Raw genomic sequence first — 14,736 nt, 5'->3', positions numbered from 1 at the left:
TCTCCCTGTTTTGTTCAAAGCACTTCTAGCCACCGGTCGCATCTCCAACCTGCCAACAGTCTGGAGCAATGTCCTCGTCGCCTTCGTCATCATCTTCGGGTTAAACCCCGAACGCAAAGACCTCGTCACTGTCACCCACACCCTCGACATGTGGCTTCCGCTGTTAATCACCTGCATCGCAGCCTCGCTACTCTACGTCGGCGGTTGCTTCCTTGGCGATGCCATCGATGCCAAGTTTGATGAGCAGCACAAGCCAGACCGCCCTATCCCCAGCGGCGTGCTCTCCCGCAAAGGCGTCTTCACCGGAGCCATCGCCATGCTGGCTCTGGGGTCCGTGATTCCTTTCATCATCACCCACGGCCTCATCCCGGCCGAGCAACGCGCGGAATCCTGGCTGCACCTGCTTGCCATTCCCTTGTTGGTGGCCGCCATCGTTCTTTATTCTTGGCTGCACAAGAAATCCCCCTGGTACGGACTACCGCTCATTGGAGCCTGCCGTTTCTGCCTGGTCATCTTTGGCGGGGCCATGGCAGCAAGTTGCATCGATCAGGAAGCCAGCTTCATTCCTAACTCCGGCTGGCATCCATTGACAGAAATGCTAGACGGCATCCTCGTTACCTTCGCCGCCACCGTCGCCGCCTACACGATCTGCTTCGCTTCCGTGGCGCGTAGCGAGTCTTCGCCCAAGCCGATCACCTGGCGCAAGGTCCTCATCCCGACCATGCTGATCCTCCCGCTCTGGATGCTCATCCCGGCGATGTTCGAGAGCGACTTCTGGGAGAAGCTCCCGCAAGCAGCCGAATTGCTTCTCCATGTAGAGACGTTACCCATCATCCTCGTAGCTCTGGCGAACTACCTTATCTGGAACACCTGCTCCTTCATCAAGCTGAAGCCTAACAAAGGCGCATTCGTCTCCATGTCTCTGGCCGGTTTCTGCCTGCTCGATGCCTTCTTCATCGCCCTCTCAGGCTGGGAGAATTTCTTCATCGTACTTGGTCTCTTCCTGCTCGCGCTCCTCTTGCAGCGCTGGGCTCCGGCTACCTAACAAGCTGCAGATCCTGGAAATAAAACTCGGTATCCCAGGTCTTGCAGCAGTCGCAATCCTCGTCCCCCTCACCCGGCGTGTAGCTGCGGTCGCTCACCTCGCCTTCACGAATTTCGATCGTTGAGTGGTAGAGCGGGCTGTCGTAGACAAAGGTATGGAACTCGCCGTTCTCCCCGCAGGGATCTACTCCCTCGGGAAGCGCGTTGAGGAAATCTAGATCGTAATCGCGGCCGAGGAAGCTGCGGTCAAAGTACTTGCCACTCACACAGACGATCTTCGCCTTCACGCCACTCTCGATGATCTGCCGCGCCAGCTCCTGCGTATCCGTCAGCTTCCAGATCGGGAACTCGCACTTCAGCTGGCAGCCTTCCATTTCCTTCTCGCGGTAGGCCTTGAGATCCTCCAGAAAAATATCGCCGAAGACGCAAGTCTCCGCGCCTAGCTCACGCAGTGCGGCCATTTCCCGCTGCATCATCTCACCATAAGCCGCCATGCTGGCATCCTTCGGAATCAGCAGCTTTTGCAGCGGCAAGCCCAGGCGCTCGGCCTGCGCATCCAGCAATTCCTCCCTCACCCCGTGCATGGACACCCGGCGGAATTCTTCGCTCATCGAAGTCACCAATCCAGCCACACTGCCCGGCGCTGCTTCCAAAACCTTCGCCAAGGCAAAGGCCGAATCCTTGCCGCCACTCCAATGCATCCACGCCGTACTCATAAGGCTGAAGCTAGGTAAGCTGCTAGGAAAGTCTAGCCAAAGGCTTTCATGAAGCCGACTTCCAGCGCGAGCTGCTCACTGACGTTGGTCTCTAGCAGGCCACGCAGTTTCTCCAGTGCCTCCATGCGGCGCAGCAGGGTTTCCAGATCCTCAGTCTCGGCCACGGCCTTGGTCACGGCGGCTTGCTTGGGATAGTCCAGAGTCTCCACGTCCACCTTGGCGCGGACCACGTCGCCCAGCCAGCCGATCAAAATATCGATGTAGCGGGAACGCTCTAACAAATACTCACTCTCGGTGAGCGCCTTGTAGTATTCCTCGCGGCGCTTCAGCCAGTCACCTTCGGTGGTCTGCTTGTAGGTCGCTACCTCATCCTTGTAGGCGGAATCATTCGCCTTGGAAATTGCGGACTTGCGCTTGTCGAGCAGCTTGGAAAAGGCCGCCTTGATGGTCAGCGCACCGGATACGGAGCCCAGGCCATTCTTGGCAATGCGGGAAAGCGCCTCTACCAGATCGCGCTCGCCTTCGTATTCCTCGCGCGCCTCTTCTGTCATCAGCGGCAGACGCACGCAGCGGGAAAGGATGGTCGGCAGCAGACGCTCAGGGCTGCTGGTCACCAGCAGCATCAGACAGCGGTCCGGTGGTTCTTCTAAAGTCTTGAGGAAAGCATTCTCGGCCTCCACGCCCATGCGGTCGGCATCGATCACCACGCCGATCTTCCACTTGTCGCGCTCGGAGGACTGATACATGCGCTTCTCCAGCTCACGCATCTGCTTCACACTGATGCGGCGGGACTTCATTTCCGGTCTGACTACACTGACCAGATCGCCCTCCAGCTCATCCAGAGTCTTCGGCTCCGGCGGTGGAGCTTCACCAAAGAGATCCAGTCCGGAGGTCACATCATCATCACCGCCATTGACCATCTCGATCATGCGCGCCACCAGCCTTTCGCCGCCAGCCACTGCATCCCCAGTGATCAAAAAAGCATGTCCCAACCTGCCTCGCTCATGCGCGGCACTGACCAGTTCAAATGCTCTCTCTTCCGTGTAAGCCATCTTCGCTGCACATGCTCACCATGAACCCGGGAAATAACAATCGTAAAACTCCCCAAGCTAGCCGATGACGACTTTTTCCACCCACATCGTAGGATCCATCTCCTTGAGCGCGCGTTTCTTCAGTGCCTCGGCATCGCCTTTCAAAATGGCGATCATCGTGGAGCCGGACCCGCTCATCAGCGCGCCCTCCACCTCCGGCTGCTCCAGCAGCCACATCTTCAGCTCCGGCAGGAAGCGATGCTTCTCATACACCGGACGCTCCAGATCATTAAAAAATTCCCCCCAATCGAAGTGCTGCGGCGCGTAGTCGATCCCCTTGATCTCCTGGGATTGCTGCCAGCCCTGATAGGCATGCGGCGTACATACGCCAAAGCTCGGCTTCAGCAGTAGCGCATCCACCTTGTAGTCCCACTGCACCGGAGTCACCAGCTCACCGCGGCCCACGCAGTCGCAGACGGAATCAAAGACAAAGAAAGCCACATCACTGCCGATCTCCGCCGCCATGTCCGCCAACGCGGTGTGCGGGAGATTCGTCCCCTCCAGGGTATTCAGCGCGCGCAGCATAGCCGCCGCATCGCTGCTGCCGCCGCCCAGTCCAGCCCCGTGCGGGATACGCTTCACCAGCTCTACCCGGTAGGCGCAGTCCTTGCCCGTCTCGCGCTGGAAAATGCGCACCGCCATCGTGACCAGATTCGTCTCGTCCAGCGGCACTCCCTCCACATCGCAGACCAGCTCATAGGCATCCGCCGGAGTGATGAGAAGCTCGTCGGCTACGCTGACAGGGGCCATGCGGGTCTCAAGCGCGTGGAATCCATCCTCACGCTTACCTAAAACTCTGAGAGTTAAATTCACCTTCGCCCTAGCTGTCTCCTTGTGCGTCGCCATATCTCATTAGTTCTATACAGCATGTTAGGGCATTTGGCCACCACCGGCTGCTGCCCTGAGAACAATTTACGCACAGTCCTTACAGCCTCAGGGGCAAGCGGCTACAGCTGATCCTCAGCTCAGCCTCTATGCTTGGTCCTTGAGACCAAGCAGCGCCAGCATGCGGCCCGTCGCTCCCTTCTCTATCCGGTAGCTGTAGTAGTGCTCCAGGTCGCTGCCCGTACAGATCCCGCAATCCACAAAATTCGCCGCCGGCATGCCGGCCTCCTTCACCTGCTGGACGATCTCCGCCGCGAAATCCACATCGTACTTCGGCGGGCGGATACAAGGGCCCAGGGCTCCCCGCATCTTCGTCACGTCGCAGCCAAACTCATCGCGCATCAGCGCCATCGCATGGCGCACGATATTCAGCTCCGTCCCCTTCTTGCCGGAGTGCACCAGGCCGATCACCTTTTTCACCGGATCGTAGAGATACACCGGCCCGCAGTCCGCCACATAGATCCCCAGCATCACGCCAGGCTCATTGGAAATAATGCCATCCACCCCGGCCACCTCATGGGCTCCGGTACCACGGACTACCGCCACACCGCCGCCGTGCACCTGCTCGGCGCGCCAGCACTTGTCCCAGTCGTAGCCCAGCGCCTTCACCTTCTCCTGGTGATAGGGCTTCAGCCGCTGCAGCGTCATGCCACGATCGTGATCCACCTCGACCCCCGGAATCCTGCCCACAAAGCAGGCGTCCACAGCTGGGTGTTCATTCAAATGCTTCAGGTAGGGCTCACTCATCTCCAGTCAAGGTATTGGCATTCCCAACAAAAAGCAATCACCCCACCGCCCAGATACGAAAAAAGCGCACATGCTTCCGAGCAAGTGCGCTTTGATTTCAAAACTAGTGAAATCAGACTTCGGTCTACAGGGCGAGCTTAGACTTCGCCAGACGGAATGTGTCTGCTTCCTCTTCATCCATTTCGGACATGATATCCGCGAGGTTCATCGCAATTTCACGGCGCATGCGGGCCACCAGTTCGGTGCCCTTGTTGGTAATGCGTACCATGATCTTACGGCGGTCCTCAGCTGCATGCACACGCTCTACGTATCCCAGCTTTTGGAGACGGTCCACTAGACCTGTCGCGGCCGCCGTGGAATGGCCCATCTTCTTGGCGATATCTGACATCGTGAGGTAATCCTCACTGGAGAGATACGCCATCAGGAAGAACTGCGGGAAAGAAATGTTTCCTCGGTTCAGCTCGGAGGCCAGATTTAGTATGCAAGAGCGCTGCGTGAAGAGAACAAAATCCGCGAGCCTTTCAGCTTCTGCCAGACCCGAGACCATGTTCGTAGTGGAGGGTGATTTCATGTTAGCGCTTTCGTTAGGTTTTTTCCTTTTTTGGCTCCGAAACCATTTCGAAGCTGGCCCATACTACCCTTAAGTTTTAAAAAAAATCAATATCATTTGTTAATTTTAACAAAATATTCATATCCAATTAATATCTGAAGCGCTCCAAACCCCTAATTTTTAAAGTTTTGGCGCTCACTTACACAAAATATTTTTTTTTAGACCCCCACCCGGCTCAAAATTTTGAGCTACGCAAAGCCGAAATAAAAAAATCTCTTCCCAGAGGACAAAAAATAGAGAACACGATCATCCTAAATGCCTTGCAAACACAGGAGCGAGCCAGTAAAAAAACCAGCGTCATGGACACAGGATCCCCGCACATCTGCCTAAAGCGGGCCTTGTAGCCTCCTGATCGTGGCACTACCGGCTACTGCCCCGCTGGCTTGAACGGGCTCTTCTCCGGCGCATCCGCCGTGAAGCCCGTGGCCGAGTGATCCAACGAGCTCGCCGCCCCCGTATCCTCAAATTCGCGCAGATACACCGGGTCGCCCACCGTGGGAGCACCCTTCACAATGTCCGCCGCCACGTACTGCCCCAGCCGCTCGCCTGTCATTTTCAGGCTCGTCATCTGGTTGGCCGCACTGCGCACATAAAAGACCTTGTCGCCCTCCACCGCGATCGAGCCGTAGCGCTGGATCAAAATATAGCCATCCCCCTCCTGACCGTAGACAGACGCCACCCGGCCCACCAGTTTATCCTGCTTCACCTCCGGCTTCTTCTCCTCCACCTCCACAACATCCTGAGCACAAGACGCGAACAAACCCGCCAGTACACCCAGGACCAAAAATTGTAGCCTCAAACGCATGCCCGCAATCTAACCAGCATCCCCCGCCCCAGCAAGCCCCGTCACCGAAAAATGAGCATTTTCCCATTCGTAGGGTTGACGTATCCCAGCGCATATGATCTTTTCTCGGCAGTTCGACGACGAACCCCGAGGGCCGGTGGCTGAGTGGTCGAAAGCGCTCCCCTGCTAAGGGAGTATACCGGAAACGGTATCGAGGGTTCGAATCCCTCCCGGCCCGCCATTTCCAAAAGAAGCCATCCATCTGGATGGCTTTTTTGGTATACGGGCCTGAGGGATGAGAACGCAGTTCGACTGCCATGGCGTGCATCACGCCAAATCCTCCCTCCCATGTTGCGTGAGGCGCAACATGCAAACCGCAGAGCCTGTGAGGATCACTGGCAATCCCTCCCGGCCCGCCATGACCCGACTGCAGCACGCTGTGGGGGTCTACACCAAAGTTTGGGGACAGGGCATTTTGTGATTCATTGTTTGTTAGTTTATCCGCATTGGGCGATGACCCGCAGCCGGTAGTTTTCGAAGTTTCTAAATCCGTAGGCGCGTCGCTGGATCAGTTTCATTTGTTTCAATGGCCAATTTATTCCTTTTTACCTACAATTACGAAGCTCACACCTGCTTTCTCCGTAACAACCTCTTTTCGCTGCTGAACTCTTGATTATAGAGTTTATTTGGGCATAATTGGGTCATTTAATGGTTCATCATGGAAGTCACAGTTAATATCACACCAGAAATCCTCCAGTTGATCGCTTCGATTGATGAGTTCAAGGGACGTTGGCAGGCATTGGGAGCTATTGACCGTGATCGTCTGACACAACTCAGAAAAACAGCCACCATTGAGAGTGTGGGTTCATCCACAAGGATCGAAGGCTCCAAAATGTCTGATGCTCAGGTGGAAACCCTGCTGGCTAACATTGAAATTGAGAAATTCACTTCCCGGGATGAACAGGAAGTCGCTGGTTACGCCAAGGTCATGGATCTGATCTTTGACTCTTGGGAATTTCTCAATGTAGATGAAAATCATTTGCTTCAGCTACACTCGACTTTGTTAGTACACTCTACAAAGGATGAACGCCATCGAGGAGCATACAAAACTCTGGATAACCATGTCGCAGCCTTCGACCCCGATGGTAAGCAGATAGGCATTGTCTTTGAGACTTCAAGCCCCTTCGACACTCCTGCACACATGAAGAAACTCCTTGCATGGGAGCTAGCTACGCGGCAGTCCAATGAGCTTCACTCTTTGCTGAGGATTGGTGTTTTTATTGTCCGGTTTCTAGCAATCCACCCTTTCCAAGATGGAAACGGCAGACTTTCGCGGGCACTCACCACACTTTTTCTGCTTCAATCAGGGTATGAGTATGTTCCATATGCCTCGATTGAGAGGATTATTGAAGAAAATAAAGACAGCTATTACAGAGCGTTGAGAACAACGCAAACATCATTTAAGACTACGCCAGACTGGAACGCTTGGATCGTCTTCTTCCTGCGGACTTTGTCAAAACAATGCGAGGTTCTAGCTCGGAAAGTGGAAGACCATCGCATCATGCAGGCGAGTGACTTATCTCCTCTGGCACTTGAAATCCTGTCACTTTTTGAGCAGCACAATAGTTTGAGTAACCGTGAAATGGTTGCTTTGACGGATTCCAACAGAAACACAATGAAAAGAACACTTTCTTCTCTGGTCGATAAACGTCTGCTTATTCTTGAAGGGAAAGGAAGATCCACACGCTACAAGGTGGCCCCATAAAATTGCTGGAGTGAAGTCATGTTCGAGCCATTAAAAGCCAGAATTCGTGAGCTCGAAGCCGAGTGTAAACGTCTGACGAAGGAAAATTCTGATCTTCACAGGCAATTGAACCACTACCAATCCAAGACAACAGCCCAGCCTCCGCATAAAACCTGTGCTTCGTCTATAGACAATCATTCTTCTTCAGATGAGAAGGTCAAATTTTTCAGACAACTCTTTCGTGGACGGGAAGATGTTTATTCCGTTCGCTGGGAAAACCCTCAGAAAGGCACTGCCGGATATGCACCTGTCTATCACAGAAACTGGGGAGAAGTTGTGCCCAAGGAGGAACGGCAGTATTTACCTGTCGATAATCATGTAATCCACAACCACCTCAGTGGTAAGATCACGATGGGAATATACGCTATTTTAGAAGATGACAGGTGTTGGTTTCTTGCTGCTGATTTTGACAAGAAATCTTGGCAACAAGACTGTTTAGCGTTTTTGAATTCATGCGATGCTTTGGGGGTTTCTGCATCTTTGGAACGATCACGCTCCGGAAATGGAGGCCACGTGTGGATTTTCTTTCGTGAACCTATTCAATCTTCACTTGCTCGTAAACTGGGATCGGCGATCCTAACCCATGCCATGGAATCACGTCCCGAAATGGGGCTTGATTCCTATGACCGATTTTTTCCCAGCCAGGACACCTTGCCCAAAGGTGGCTTCGGCAACCTCATTGCATTACCATTACAAAAAATTCCAAGGCAACAAGGAGGTAGCGTCTTCATTGACCGAAATCTTACTCCTTACGAGGACCAGTGGGCTTATCTGGGTGGTGTCAGAAAAATGACTGCGTTTCAGATTGAAGATATTGTCGCCAATATTTCAGGAGATCTCCTCGGACTGCGTCATCGATTTGAAGATGGAGATAAAATTGAGAGACCTTGGGAGCTAAAACCTTCCGAGCATTTTTGCTCTGAACCATTGGACGGCATTCTGCCTGAAGAGGTGAAAGCAATTCGGGCAAATCTGCTCTTCATTGAAAAAGCCAGCTTACCTCCAGCTCTGATCAACAGGATCATTCGTCTTGCTGCATTTCATAATCCGGAATTCTACCAAGCTCAGGCGATGAAATTTTCCACCTCCAACATACCTCGGCTTGTCCACCGTGCTGAGGATTTTTCTGAGCATATTGCTCTACCCCGTGGTTGCCTTCAAGATCTCCAAACACTTTGCGAAACTCACGAGATAAAGGTATTAACAGAAGACAAACGCTTTGGGGGAGAACCTCTTAGTATAAAATTCCAAGGAGAGCTTCGTTCGGATCAAACAAGAGCTGTCAGAGCGGTAATGAAATATGACGAGGGTATCATCTGTGCAGCAACTGCTTTTGGTAAAACAGTCGTAGCGGCAAATATCATCGCGCGGAGAAAAACAAATACTCTCATTATCGTGCATCGCAGACAGCTCCTAGATCAATGGAAAGCCCGCATTTCAACATTTCTGGACATTGATCCCAAAGAAATTGGTCAAATTGGCGGAGGAAAGAATAAGCCAACAAAGAAAGTTGATATTGCCATCATCCAAAGTCTCAATCGTAAGGGAGCCGTAAAGGATATTGTGGATGATAATGCTCCTATGTTTGCCTCTATGTTCAGAAAACGGATGAAAGGTTATTCCTCCATGGGTTATGAAATTTACGATCCTGAACAGGAAGTGCTTGGTTTCACTCGTTGAACCGAGTGAACCAAGTTAGCCCCTGATTTTGACCCCGAAAGCACTCTCAAAATATTCCAGCTTATCCTCTGACTTCATCGCAACAATCCTTCTCAGCTTGTTTTCTGAGAAGCCCCTTAACGATTTTGCCCCCTCCAAAGACTTGAAGTGGGCAAGGATTTCAGGTGGTTAATTGATCAATCTGATAATTTGACGCACCCGTCCCGATGAAAATCCTGTTATTTCTGAAATTTCGGTCGATGAGTCCACAAGCCCCGCTTTCAGGGCTTCCAACCAGTTTCATTCAGGTGAATCGGTGGCCCCCTGTGGATTACGTATTCGCCTCCCAGGAGGCCATACCGTTGTCGATACCGCCCACATCATTCCTTTTGCCGAAAGCCAAGATGACCACCCACGTAACGGCATCGCCCTCTGTAAGAATCATCACAGGGCGATGGATCGTTCATTGATAGCCTCAAACCCCGATATGATTTGGACGTGTAAACTTCCCCGCCAAGGGGGTAGATTAAAATGAGAGTTTTCTCTTTTTCTGTTAGTTGAGCGTTCTGTGTATCCATTCCTCGCTGTAGTTGGTCATCCAGACGTGGACCATGTCACGAACCTCCGTCATTGAACCGAACAGGTGCGCGTCCAGAACAGCGCGTCTCATCGTCCTGTTGAAACTTACTCCCCCACCTTACTCTAGCCCTTCCTACTTCCCCACAGTAAGGCATAGGGTATGCCGCTTGTTGAACGTTCTGCTTATCAGTCGCCTTGGTGGATGCCGGGGGCGTTTGCAGACGATCTTGCCGGTGGCGTGAGGGACGAGTCAACTAAGCGGGTTCTGAACCTCCACTTTACAGGCCTCATCAAGTTCAGCTTGCCAATATTGTTAGAAAAAAATAACTGTACTGTATGCCCGCTAACGAGAATAAATCTGGCTGCCTTGGTATACTACTCGCACCTTTTCTTGGTAGGAAAGCTGTAGATGCCTCTGCTCAAGAAGAACTTCCCTATGCAAGGCGTGACGACTTCCTCAGCCACGCTGAGATTTCATTTTTCCATGTCGTTCGCAATACCCTCTCTCCCGATCACCACCTACTCACCAAGGTCAATCTGGCCGACCTATTCTTCGTCCGGCAGCCGCACATCAACTTGAGTGCCCGTGGTAAGATCAGTCAGAAGCATATCGACTTCGTCATCTGCGACACAGCCACGATGAATCCACTCGTCGCCATTGAACTGGATGATGCATCACACCAAAAGCCAGACAGGCAGGCACGTGACACCTTTGTCGATCAAGTCTTTGTGACTGCCGGGCTTCCCTTGATTCGTATCCCGGCAGCGAGAGCCTATAACCCGGAACAGATACGCCTCCAGCTTGCGCCACACCTCTCCATGGATCCACAAGCAGAATCATCTCCACCTTCTCCTCTGGGGACGACTGATTCCACTCCAATCAACGAGGAAGCCTATGCCGAGGGAAACCAAGCGGACGCCGAGACTGCACCTGCGTGTGAACGATGCGGTAGTCCGATGCTTGAACGTATGGCGAAGCGCGGACCAAATTCCGGACAAACATTCTGGGGATGCTCAGCCTATCCGAAATGCCGTCACACGCTAACGAGATAGAGTGCCCGGGAAAAAAAACTATGAAACTGGCTCGCCACCATTCACAGGCTCTTCATCACGAGAACGAGGTGACTGAGGGAGAGGTCTGTGTGTCCATACCTTGCTATAGTTGGTCATCCTGTCGTGAACCAAACAGATGCGCGTCCAGAACAGCGCGTTTCATCGTCCTGTTGAAATTTACCTCCCCCACCTTACCCTTGCCCTTCCTTCTTCCGCGCAGTAAGGCATAGGGTATGCCGATTGTTGAACGTTCTGCTTATCAGTCGCCTTGGTGGATGCCGGGGGGGCATTTGCAGACGATCCTTCCGGCGGTGCTGAGGAGGCCAAGGCTGGTGACGAGGGAGCGGGAGAGGCTGGAGCTGGAGGACGGGGATTTTCTGGATCTGGATTGGCGGCGCGAGGGCCGCGGCAAGCTGGCAATTCTTTCCCACGGCTTGGAGAGTTCCTCCAAGGTGATGTACGTCCAGGCGATGGCGGAGGCGCTGTGGCAGGCGGGCTGGGATGTGCTGGCCTGGAACTTCCGCAGCTGCAGTGGCGAGATGAACCGGCTGATGCGCTTCTACCACAGCGGGGTGAGCGACGACCTGAAGCGGGTGCTGGATCATGCGCTGGCCACGCACCCTGCCAAGCAGGTGGATCTGGTGGGATTCAGCCTGGGGGGAAACATCACGCTCAAGCTGCTGGGCGAACTGGGAGAAAAACTGCCGCCGCAGCTGCACCGGGCGGTGACTTTCTCCGTGCCCTGTGATCTGAGCTGCTCGTCCAAGAGCCTGGAGTCCTGGTGGAACCGGAAACTGTACATGCGGCGCTTCCTCCGCAGCCTGATGGAGAAGGTGGAGCACAAGCGGGAGCTGCACCCCGGGCTGCCCGAGCACGATGCCGGGCTGCGTATGGAAACTTTTCAACAGTTTGACGATGCCTACACGGCGCCCCTGCATGGCTTCCGCGATGCGCGGGAGTACTGGGAGCGCTGCAGCTCGCGCCCATTCATCGAAAACATCCGCATCCCCACCCTGCTGGTGCAGGCGGCGAATGATCCCTTCCTCGGCGAGCGATGCTATCCCCATGAGGAGGCACTCCGGAGCGAGCACTTCTATCTGGAGGTGACCCGCCAGGGCGGGCACGTGGGATTCGGCAGTCCCTGGCAAAGGCAGAATTGGGCCGAGGCCCGGGTGCTGGAGTTCCTCAACTCCTGATCCCTAACGTGTCTTCTTGAGTTTATTCCTGAGGCGCTCGCGGGCTCCTTGTTTCCCGAATCACCCTAGAAACCACTCAGGAAAACTTTTTTTCGCCTTTCTTTGGGACAGATCGCTCAGGGCTACGCTTCTAAGGGTGAAGAGATCATGACTGACGCGACGCACCATCACCATGCCTGGACCACCTGGATCGACGAGTTCGGCTGGCGACTTCTCGCCCACGCCAGACAGATCACCCGATCCGACCAGGATGCCGAGGACCTGCTGCAGAATGTCATCCTGGAACTATGGAAAGCCACTCCCAGCGCCACACCTGATCTCCCCCTCGCCTACCGGAAAATCAGCCAACGCGCCATCGATCTGGGCCGCTCATCCCAGAGCCGGAGCCAGCGGGAGGAGACCTGGCAGCAGGATCCCGCACTGCAGCCAGAGTTCACCACGCCACAGCTTTCCCAGAGCGAGGAACACGATCTCGTAAACCGCGCCATTGCCGAGCTCGACCAACCGCTACGCGAAATCATCAGCCTCAAGCTCTGGGGGGAACTCACCTTCCAGCACATTGCCGAGATTCTCGACATCCCGAAATCCACCGCTGCCGCGCGCTACCAGCTGGCGCTGCTGCATCTAGAATCTGCTCTCAAACCACTGACCACATGAACTCAGACCATTTATCCGAACTGGAAAAACGCATCCAGGCCGCTGCCCCGAAGCAGCTGCCCCCCCAGCTGCGCCAGACCATCCTGGAGGTAATGCAAGCACCCCGGAAAGAAAGCAAGGTGCTGCCCTTCCTCCCCTGGATCGCCGCCGTGGCCGCCGCCCTCACCCTTGCCCTGTTCCTCAGCGATCCGGCTACAGATCCAGCCCCGGCTCAGCCCGTGCAGATCAGCCAGCAAGAAGCGGAGACCTCCGGCTTCCGCCCCGTATCCTATGAGCCGATTTCCACCGAGACCAGCCATCGCTACGTACGCCTGCAGAACAGTACTCCCATCCACCTGCAGCAGCAGGCCACAACCTACCGGATCACCTTCGAAAATCCAGCTACCAAAGAGACCATCCAGGTGGACAAACAGATCGATACCGTCACCGCCAACCCGGTGACTATCTACTAATCACCAACCCAAACAAACAACCAGCAACCAAAAACTAGAACCATGAAGACATCTCACAAAATCGCACTCACGCTCGCGGCCCTGAGCCCGATGCTTCACGCCGAGGAGCCTACTATCCAGTACACAATACTGCAGGACGGCTCTGTGGCCCTCCAGCAAGTACAGCCAGGTGATGCCACCTACTACGCCGCTGCCGTCCAGCTCGACGATGCCAGCAGCCAGCGTTTGATCATAGGAGTCAACACCTCTGAAATCGACCAAAGACTGAAACAGCAACTCGGTATTGATTCTGGCGTCCTGGTAGAACAAGTCGCTCCGGGAATGCCCGCCGCCAAGGCCGGAATCATGGCCGGGGACATCATCACCGCCATTGACCAGACAAAGATCAACAAGCTCGTAGACATCACCTCACTCACCAAGAAGCACAAACCCGAAGACACCCTGCAGCTGACCTACCTGCGCTCAGGCAAGCAATCCACGGTCTCCGTCTCCCTGCATGAGGTCAAGCCAGCTACCCCACAGCCTACGATCCGGCTCAACGCGATCGATAGCAAGCGACTGGTCATGGGCGTGGCGATCAATGAGATCGAACCAAAGCTGAAGCAGCATCTGGGTATCCAGTCCGGGGTGATTATCGACTCGGTATCTCCAGGTCTCCCTGCCGATAAGGCCGGACTCCAAGCCGGAGACATCATCACCTCAGTCAATCAGGTACCAACTGATAAGCTGGAAACCATCATCTCCGTCTTGCAGCGCCTCAAGGCCGACGACACGGTGCAGGTGGAGTACCTACGAGAGGGCAATAAGTCCCTGGCCACCGTAGCCCTGAAGGAGATCAGCACCAATCAGAACGCAATGACGCAGGTGATTCCAAAGTCTGCTATGTTCCGAGTCCCCGGAATCGAGCAAGAAATGCTCATCATTGAGTCCACAGATGACAAAAACAACGTGATCATCCGGTCGGCCAAGGGAGAGAAAACATTCGAACTCAATAACCAGACACAATTCCTCGCTCTTCCAAATCAGTACCGCAAGATCCTACGCGAGCATCAGCTCGTAGATGAGAATGGCCAGTTCACCAAGAACTACACAAATATACAAGATGAGACTCTCTTCTCCCTCGTCACACCCGATGGCAAGATCCAGAACCAGCGCGGACGAGTCATCCCCCTAGGCCAGGCCAATGCCCTGAACTGGGGTACCGGAGATTCTGAAGTCATGGTGCATTCAGGAATCGCAGCCTTCACTACGGACTCAGTGACCCCGATGGTGATTCAAAACCAAACGGTGCAGGAAACGCTCTTGAAAGTACTCAAGGAGAAAGAGGTGGCAAACGCTGAGCAACTCAGCAAGGAGCTGGCCAAGGCACTCGGCCCCGTCTTCAGTCTCCCTTCAGCCAGGCCACAAGAGAACGAGTAAACAGCCGCAAGCTCTTCACTTCATAATAAAAGCCTCTGGT

15 protein-coding genes, 1 tRNA gene and 2 pseudogenes are annotated in these 14,736 nt (G+C 54.2%); 10 read left to right on the top strand and 8 right to left on the bottom strand.

The genetic code is table 11. The annotated features are described in order from the left end of the window. The first annotated feature begins 10 nt into the window (after window positions 1-10). Window positions 11-1,045, top strand: coding sequence for a UbiA family prenyltransferase (locus BUB27_RS11840; RefSeq protein WP_143184056.1), 1,035 nt, complete (start codon window positions 11-13; stop codon window positions 1,043-1,045). Here the strand turns inward: BUB27_RS11840 and BUB27_RS11835 are convergent. The 6 genes from BUB27_RS11835 to BUB27_RS11810 all read right to left on the bottom strand — a co-directional run bounded on the left by BUB27_RS11835 (window position 1,038) and on the right by BUB27_RS11810 (window position 5,898). Beyond that, complete coding sequence (locus BUB27_RS11835; protein WP_143184055.1) at window positions 1,038-1,760, bottom strand: Dph6-related ATP pyrophosphatase; 723 nt, start codon at window positions 1,758-1,760, stop codon at window positions 1,038-1,040. The genes BUB27_RS11840 and BUB27_RS11835 overlap by 8 nt on opposite strands. 32 nt (window positions 1,761-1,792) lie before the next feature. Further along, a complete protein-coding gene (locus BUB27_RS11830; protein WP_143184054.1) occupies window positions 1,793-2,812 on the bottom strand; it encodes a hypothetical protein in 1,020 nt (339 codons plus the stop codon). A gap of 57 nt (window positions 2,813-2,869) precedes the next feature. After that, window positions 2,870-3,697 (bottom strand): 4-(cytidine 5'-diphospho)-2-C-methyl-D-erythritol kinase, encoded by an 828-nt coding sequence (gene ispE / locus BUB27_RS11825; RefSeq protein WP_143184053.1) that lies wholly within the window; start codon window positions 3,695-3,697, stop codon window positions 2,870-2,872. Between the two features lie 126 nt (window positions 3,698-3,823). Beyond that, the gene (locus BUB27_RS11820; protein ID WP_143184052.1) at window positions 3,824-4,483 is read right to left on the bottom strand and encodes a purine nucleoside phosphorylase YfiH/LACC1 family protein; all 660 of its coding nucleotides are present in this window, start codon (window positions 4,481-4,483) and stop codon (window positions 3,824-3,826) included. A gap of 124 nt (window positions 4,484-4,607) precedes the next feature. Then, complete coding sequence (locus BUB27_RS11815) at window positions 4,608-5,054, bottom strand: MarR family winged helix-turn-helix transcriptional regulator (RefSeq protein WP_143184051.1); 447 nt, start codon at window positions 5,052-5,054, stop codon at window positions 4,608-4,610. A 406-nt stretch (window positions 5,055-5,460) separates the two neighbouring features. Then, window positions 5,461-5,898, bottom strand: coding sequence for a hypothetical protein (locus tag BUB27_RS11810; RefSeq protein WP_143184050.1), 438 nt, complete (start codon window positions 5,896-5,898; stop codon window positions 5,461-5,463). 130 nt (window positions 5,899-6,028) lie between these two features. Between BUB27_RS11810 and BUB27_RS11805 the strand changes: the two genes are divergently transcribed. After that, window positions 6,029-6,118 (top strand) — tRNA-Ser (locus tag BUB27_RS11805). A 256-nt stretch (window positions 6,119-6,374) separates the two neighbouring features. Here BUB27_RS11805 and BUB27_RS11800 read toward each other — a convergent pair. Next, window positions 6,375-6,461: pseudogene (locus BUB27_RS11800) on the bottom strand (transposase); the annotation flags it as partial. 134 nt (window positions 6,462-6,595) lie between these two features. Between BUB27_RS11800 and BUB27_RS11795 the strand changes: the two are divergent. The 3 genes from BUB27_RS11795 to BUB27_RS19235 all read left to right on the top strand — a co-directional run bounded on the left by BUB27_RS11795 (window position 6,596) and on the right by BUB27_RS19235 (window position 9,875). Then, a complete protein-coding gene (locus BUB27_RS11795; protein ID WP_143184049.1) occupies window positions 6,596-7,642 on the top strand; it encodes a Fic family protein in 1,047 nt (348 codons plus the stop codon). Between the two features lie 18 nt (window positions 7,643-7,660). Further along, window positions 7,661-9,361: a TOTE conflict system archaeo-eukaryotic primase domain-containing protein gene (locus BUB27_RS11790; RefSeq protein ID WP_143184048.1), complete on the top strand. Its 1,701-nt coding sequence runs from the start codon at window positions 7,661-7,663 to the stop codon at window positions 9,359-9,361. A 295-nt stretch (window positions 9,362-9,656) separates the two neighbouring features. Further along, window positions 9,657-9,875 carry an HNH endonuclease gene (locus BUB27_RS19235; protein ID WP_200797117.1) on the top strand — a complete coding sequence of 73 codons (219 nt, stop codon included), beginning with the start codon at window positions 9,657-9,659 and terminating at the stop codon, window positions 9,873-9,875. 18 nt (window positions 9,876-9,893) lie between these two features. Here BUB27_RS19235 and BUB27_RS11780 read toward each other — a convergent pair. After that, window positions 9,894-10,013 (bottom strand): annotated as a pseudogene (locus BUB27_RS11780) (integrase core domain-containing protein); the annotation flags it as partial. A gap of 242 nt (window positions 10,014-10,255) precedes the next feature. Here BUB27_RS11780 and BUB27_RS11775 point away from each other — a divergent pair. The 5 genes from BUB27_RS11775 to BUB27_RS11755 all read left to right on the top strand — a co-directional run bounded on the left by BUB27_RS11775 (window position 10,256) and on the right by BUB27_RS11755 (window position 14,696). Continuing rightward, entirely contained in the window at window positions 10,256-10,972 is a 717-nt protein-coding gene (locus tag BUB27_RS11775; RefSeq protein WP_143184326.1) for a DUF2726 domain-containing protein, read from the top strand. Window positions 10,973-11,205: 233 nt separating this feature from the next. Then, the gene (locus BUB27_RS11770) at window positions 11,206-12,168 is read left to right on the top strand and encodes a YheT family hydrolase (protein WP_143184046.1); all 963 of its coding nucleotides are present in this window, start codon (window positions 11,206-11,208) and stop codon (window positions 12,166-12,168) included. Window positions 12,169-12,315: 147 nt separating this feature from the next. Then, the gene (locus BUB27_RS11765; RefSeq protein WP_143184045.1) at window positions 12,316-12,825 is read left to right on the top strand and encodes an RNA polymerase sigma factor; all 510 of its coding nucleotides are present in this window, start codon (window positions 12,316-12,318) and stop codon (window positions 12,823-12,825) included. Continuing rightward, window positions 12,822-13,277 (top strand): hypothetical protein, encoded by a 456-nt coding sequence (locus BUB27_RS11760; protein WP_143184044.1) that lies wholly within the window; start codon window positions 12,822-12,824, stop codon window positions 13,275-13,277. The genes BUB27_RS11765 and BUB27_RS11760 overlap by 4 nt, the downstream gene beginning before the upstream one ends. 42 nt (window positions 13,278-13,319) lie before the next feature. Next, window positions 13,320-14,696 carry a PDZ domain-containing protein gene (locus BUB27_RS11755; RefSeq protein WP_143184043.1) on the top strand — a complete coding sequence of 459 codons (1,377 nt, stop codon included), beginning with the start codon at window positions 13,320-13,322 and terminating at the stop codon, window positions 14,694-14,696. Window positions 14,697-14,736 lie beyond the last annotated feature (40 nt).

Source organism: Rubritalea squalenifaciens DSM 18772, from assembly GCF_900141815.1.
Classification (GTDB): Bacteria; Verrucomicrobiota; Verrucomicrobiia; order Verrucomicrobiales; family Akkermansiaceae; genus Rubritalea; species Rubritalea squalenifaciens.
Note: the sequence above shows the minus strand (reverse complement) of the source record. Positions and strands in the feature narration are given on the sequence as shown.

Bases quoted from the DNA above. Each gene is read 5' to 3' on its own strand.
- BUB27_RS11830 (WP_143184054.1), bottom strand. From the start codon at position 2,812: ATGGCTTACACGGAAGAGAGAGCATTTGAACTGGTCAGTGCCGCGCAT.
- BUB27_RS11775 (WP_143184326.1), top strand. From the start codon at position 10,256: ATGCCCGCTAACGAGAATAAATCTGGCTGCCTTGGTATACTACTCGCA.
- BUB27_RS11820 (WP_143184052.1), bottom strand. From the start codon at position 4,483: ATGAGTGAGCCCTACCTGAAGCATTTGAATGAACACCCAGCTGTGGAC.
- ispE (WP_143184053.1), bottom strand. From the start codon at position 3,697: ATGGCGACGCACAAGGAGACAGCTAGGGCGAAGGTGAATTTAACTCTC.
- BUB27_RS11790 (WP_143184048.1), top strand. From the start codon at position 7,661: ATGTTCGAGCCATTAAAAGCCAGAATTCGTGAGCTCGAAGCCGAGTGT.
- BUB27_RS11755 (WP_143184043.1), top strand. From the start codon at position 13,320: ATGAAGACATCTCACAAAATCGCACTCACGCTCGCGGCCCTGAGCCCG.
- BUB27_RS11770 (WP_143184046.1), top strand. From the start codon at position 11,206: ATGCCGATTGTTGAACGTTCTGCTTATCAGTCGCCTTGGTGGATGCCG.
- BUB27_RS11760 (WP_143184044.1), top strand. From the start codon at position 12,822: ATGAACTCAGACCATTTATCCGAACTGGAAAAACGCATCCAGGCCGCT.
- BUB27_RS11835 (WP_143184055.1), bottom strand. From the start codon at position 1,760: ATGAGTACGGCGTGGATGCATTGGAGTGGCGGCAAGGATTCGGCCTTT.
- BUB27_RS11815 (WP_143184051.1), bottom strand. From the start codon at position 5,054: ATGAAATCACCCTCCACTACGAACATGGTCTCGGGTCTGGCAGAAGCT.
- BUB27_RS11795 (WP_143184049.1), top strand. From the start codon at position 6,596: ATGGAAGTCACAGTTAATATCACACCAGAAATCCTCCAGTTGATCGCT.
- BUB27_RS11765 (WP_143184045.1), top strand. From the start codon at position 12,316: ATGACTGACGCGACGCACCATCACCATGCCTGGACCACCTGGATCGAC.
- BUB27_RS11810 (WP_143184050.1), bottom strand. From the start codon at position 5,898: ATGCGTTTGAGGCTACAATTTTTGGTCCTGGGTGTACTGGCGGGTTTG.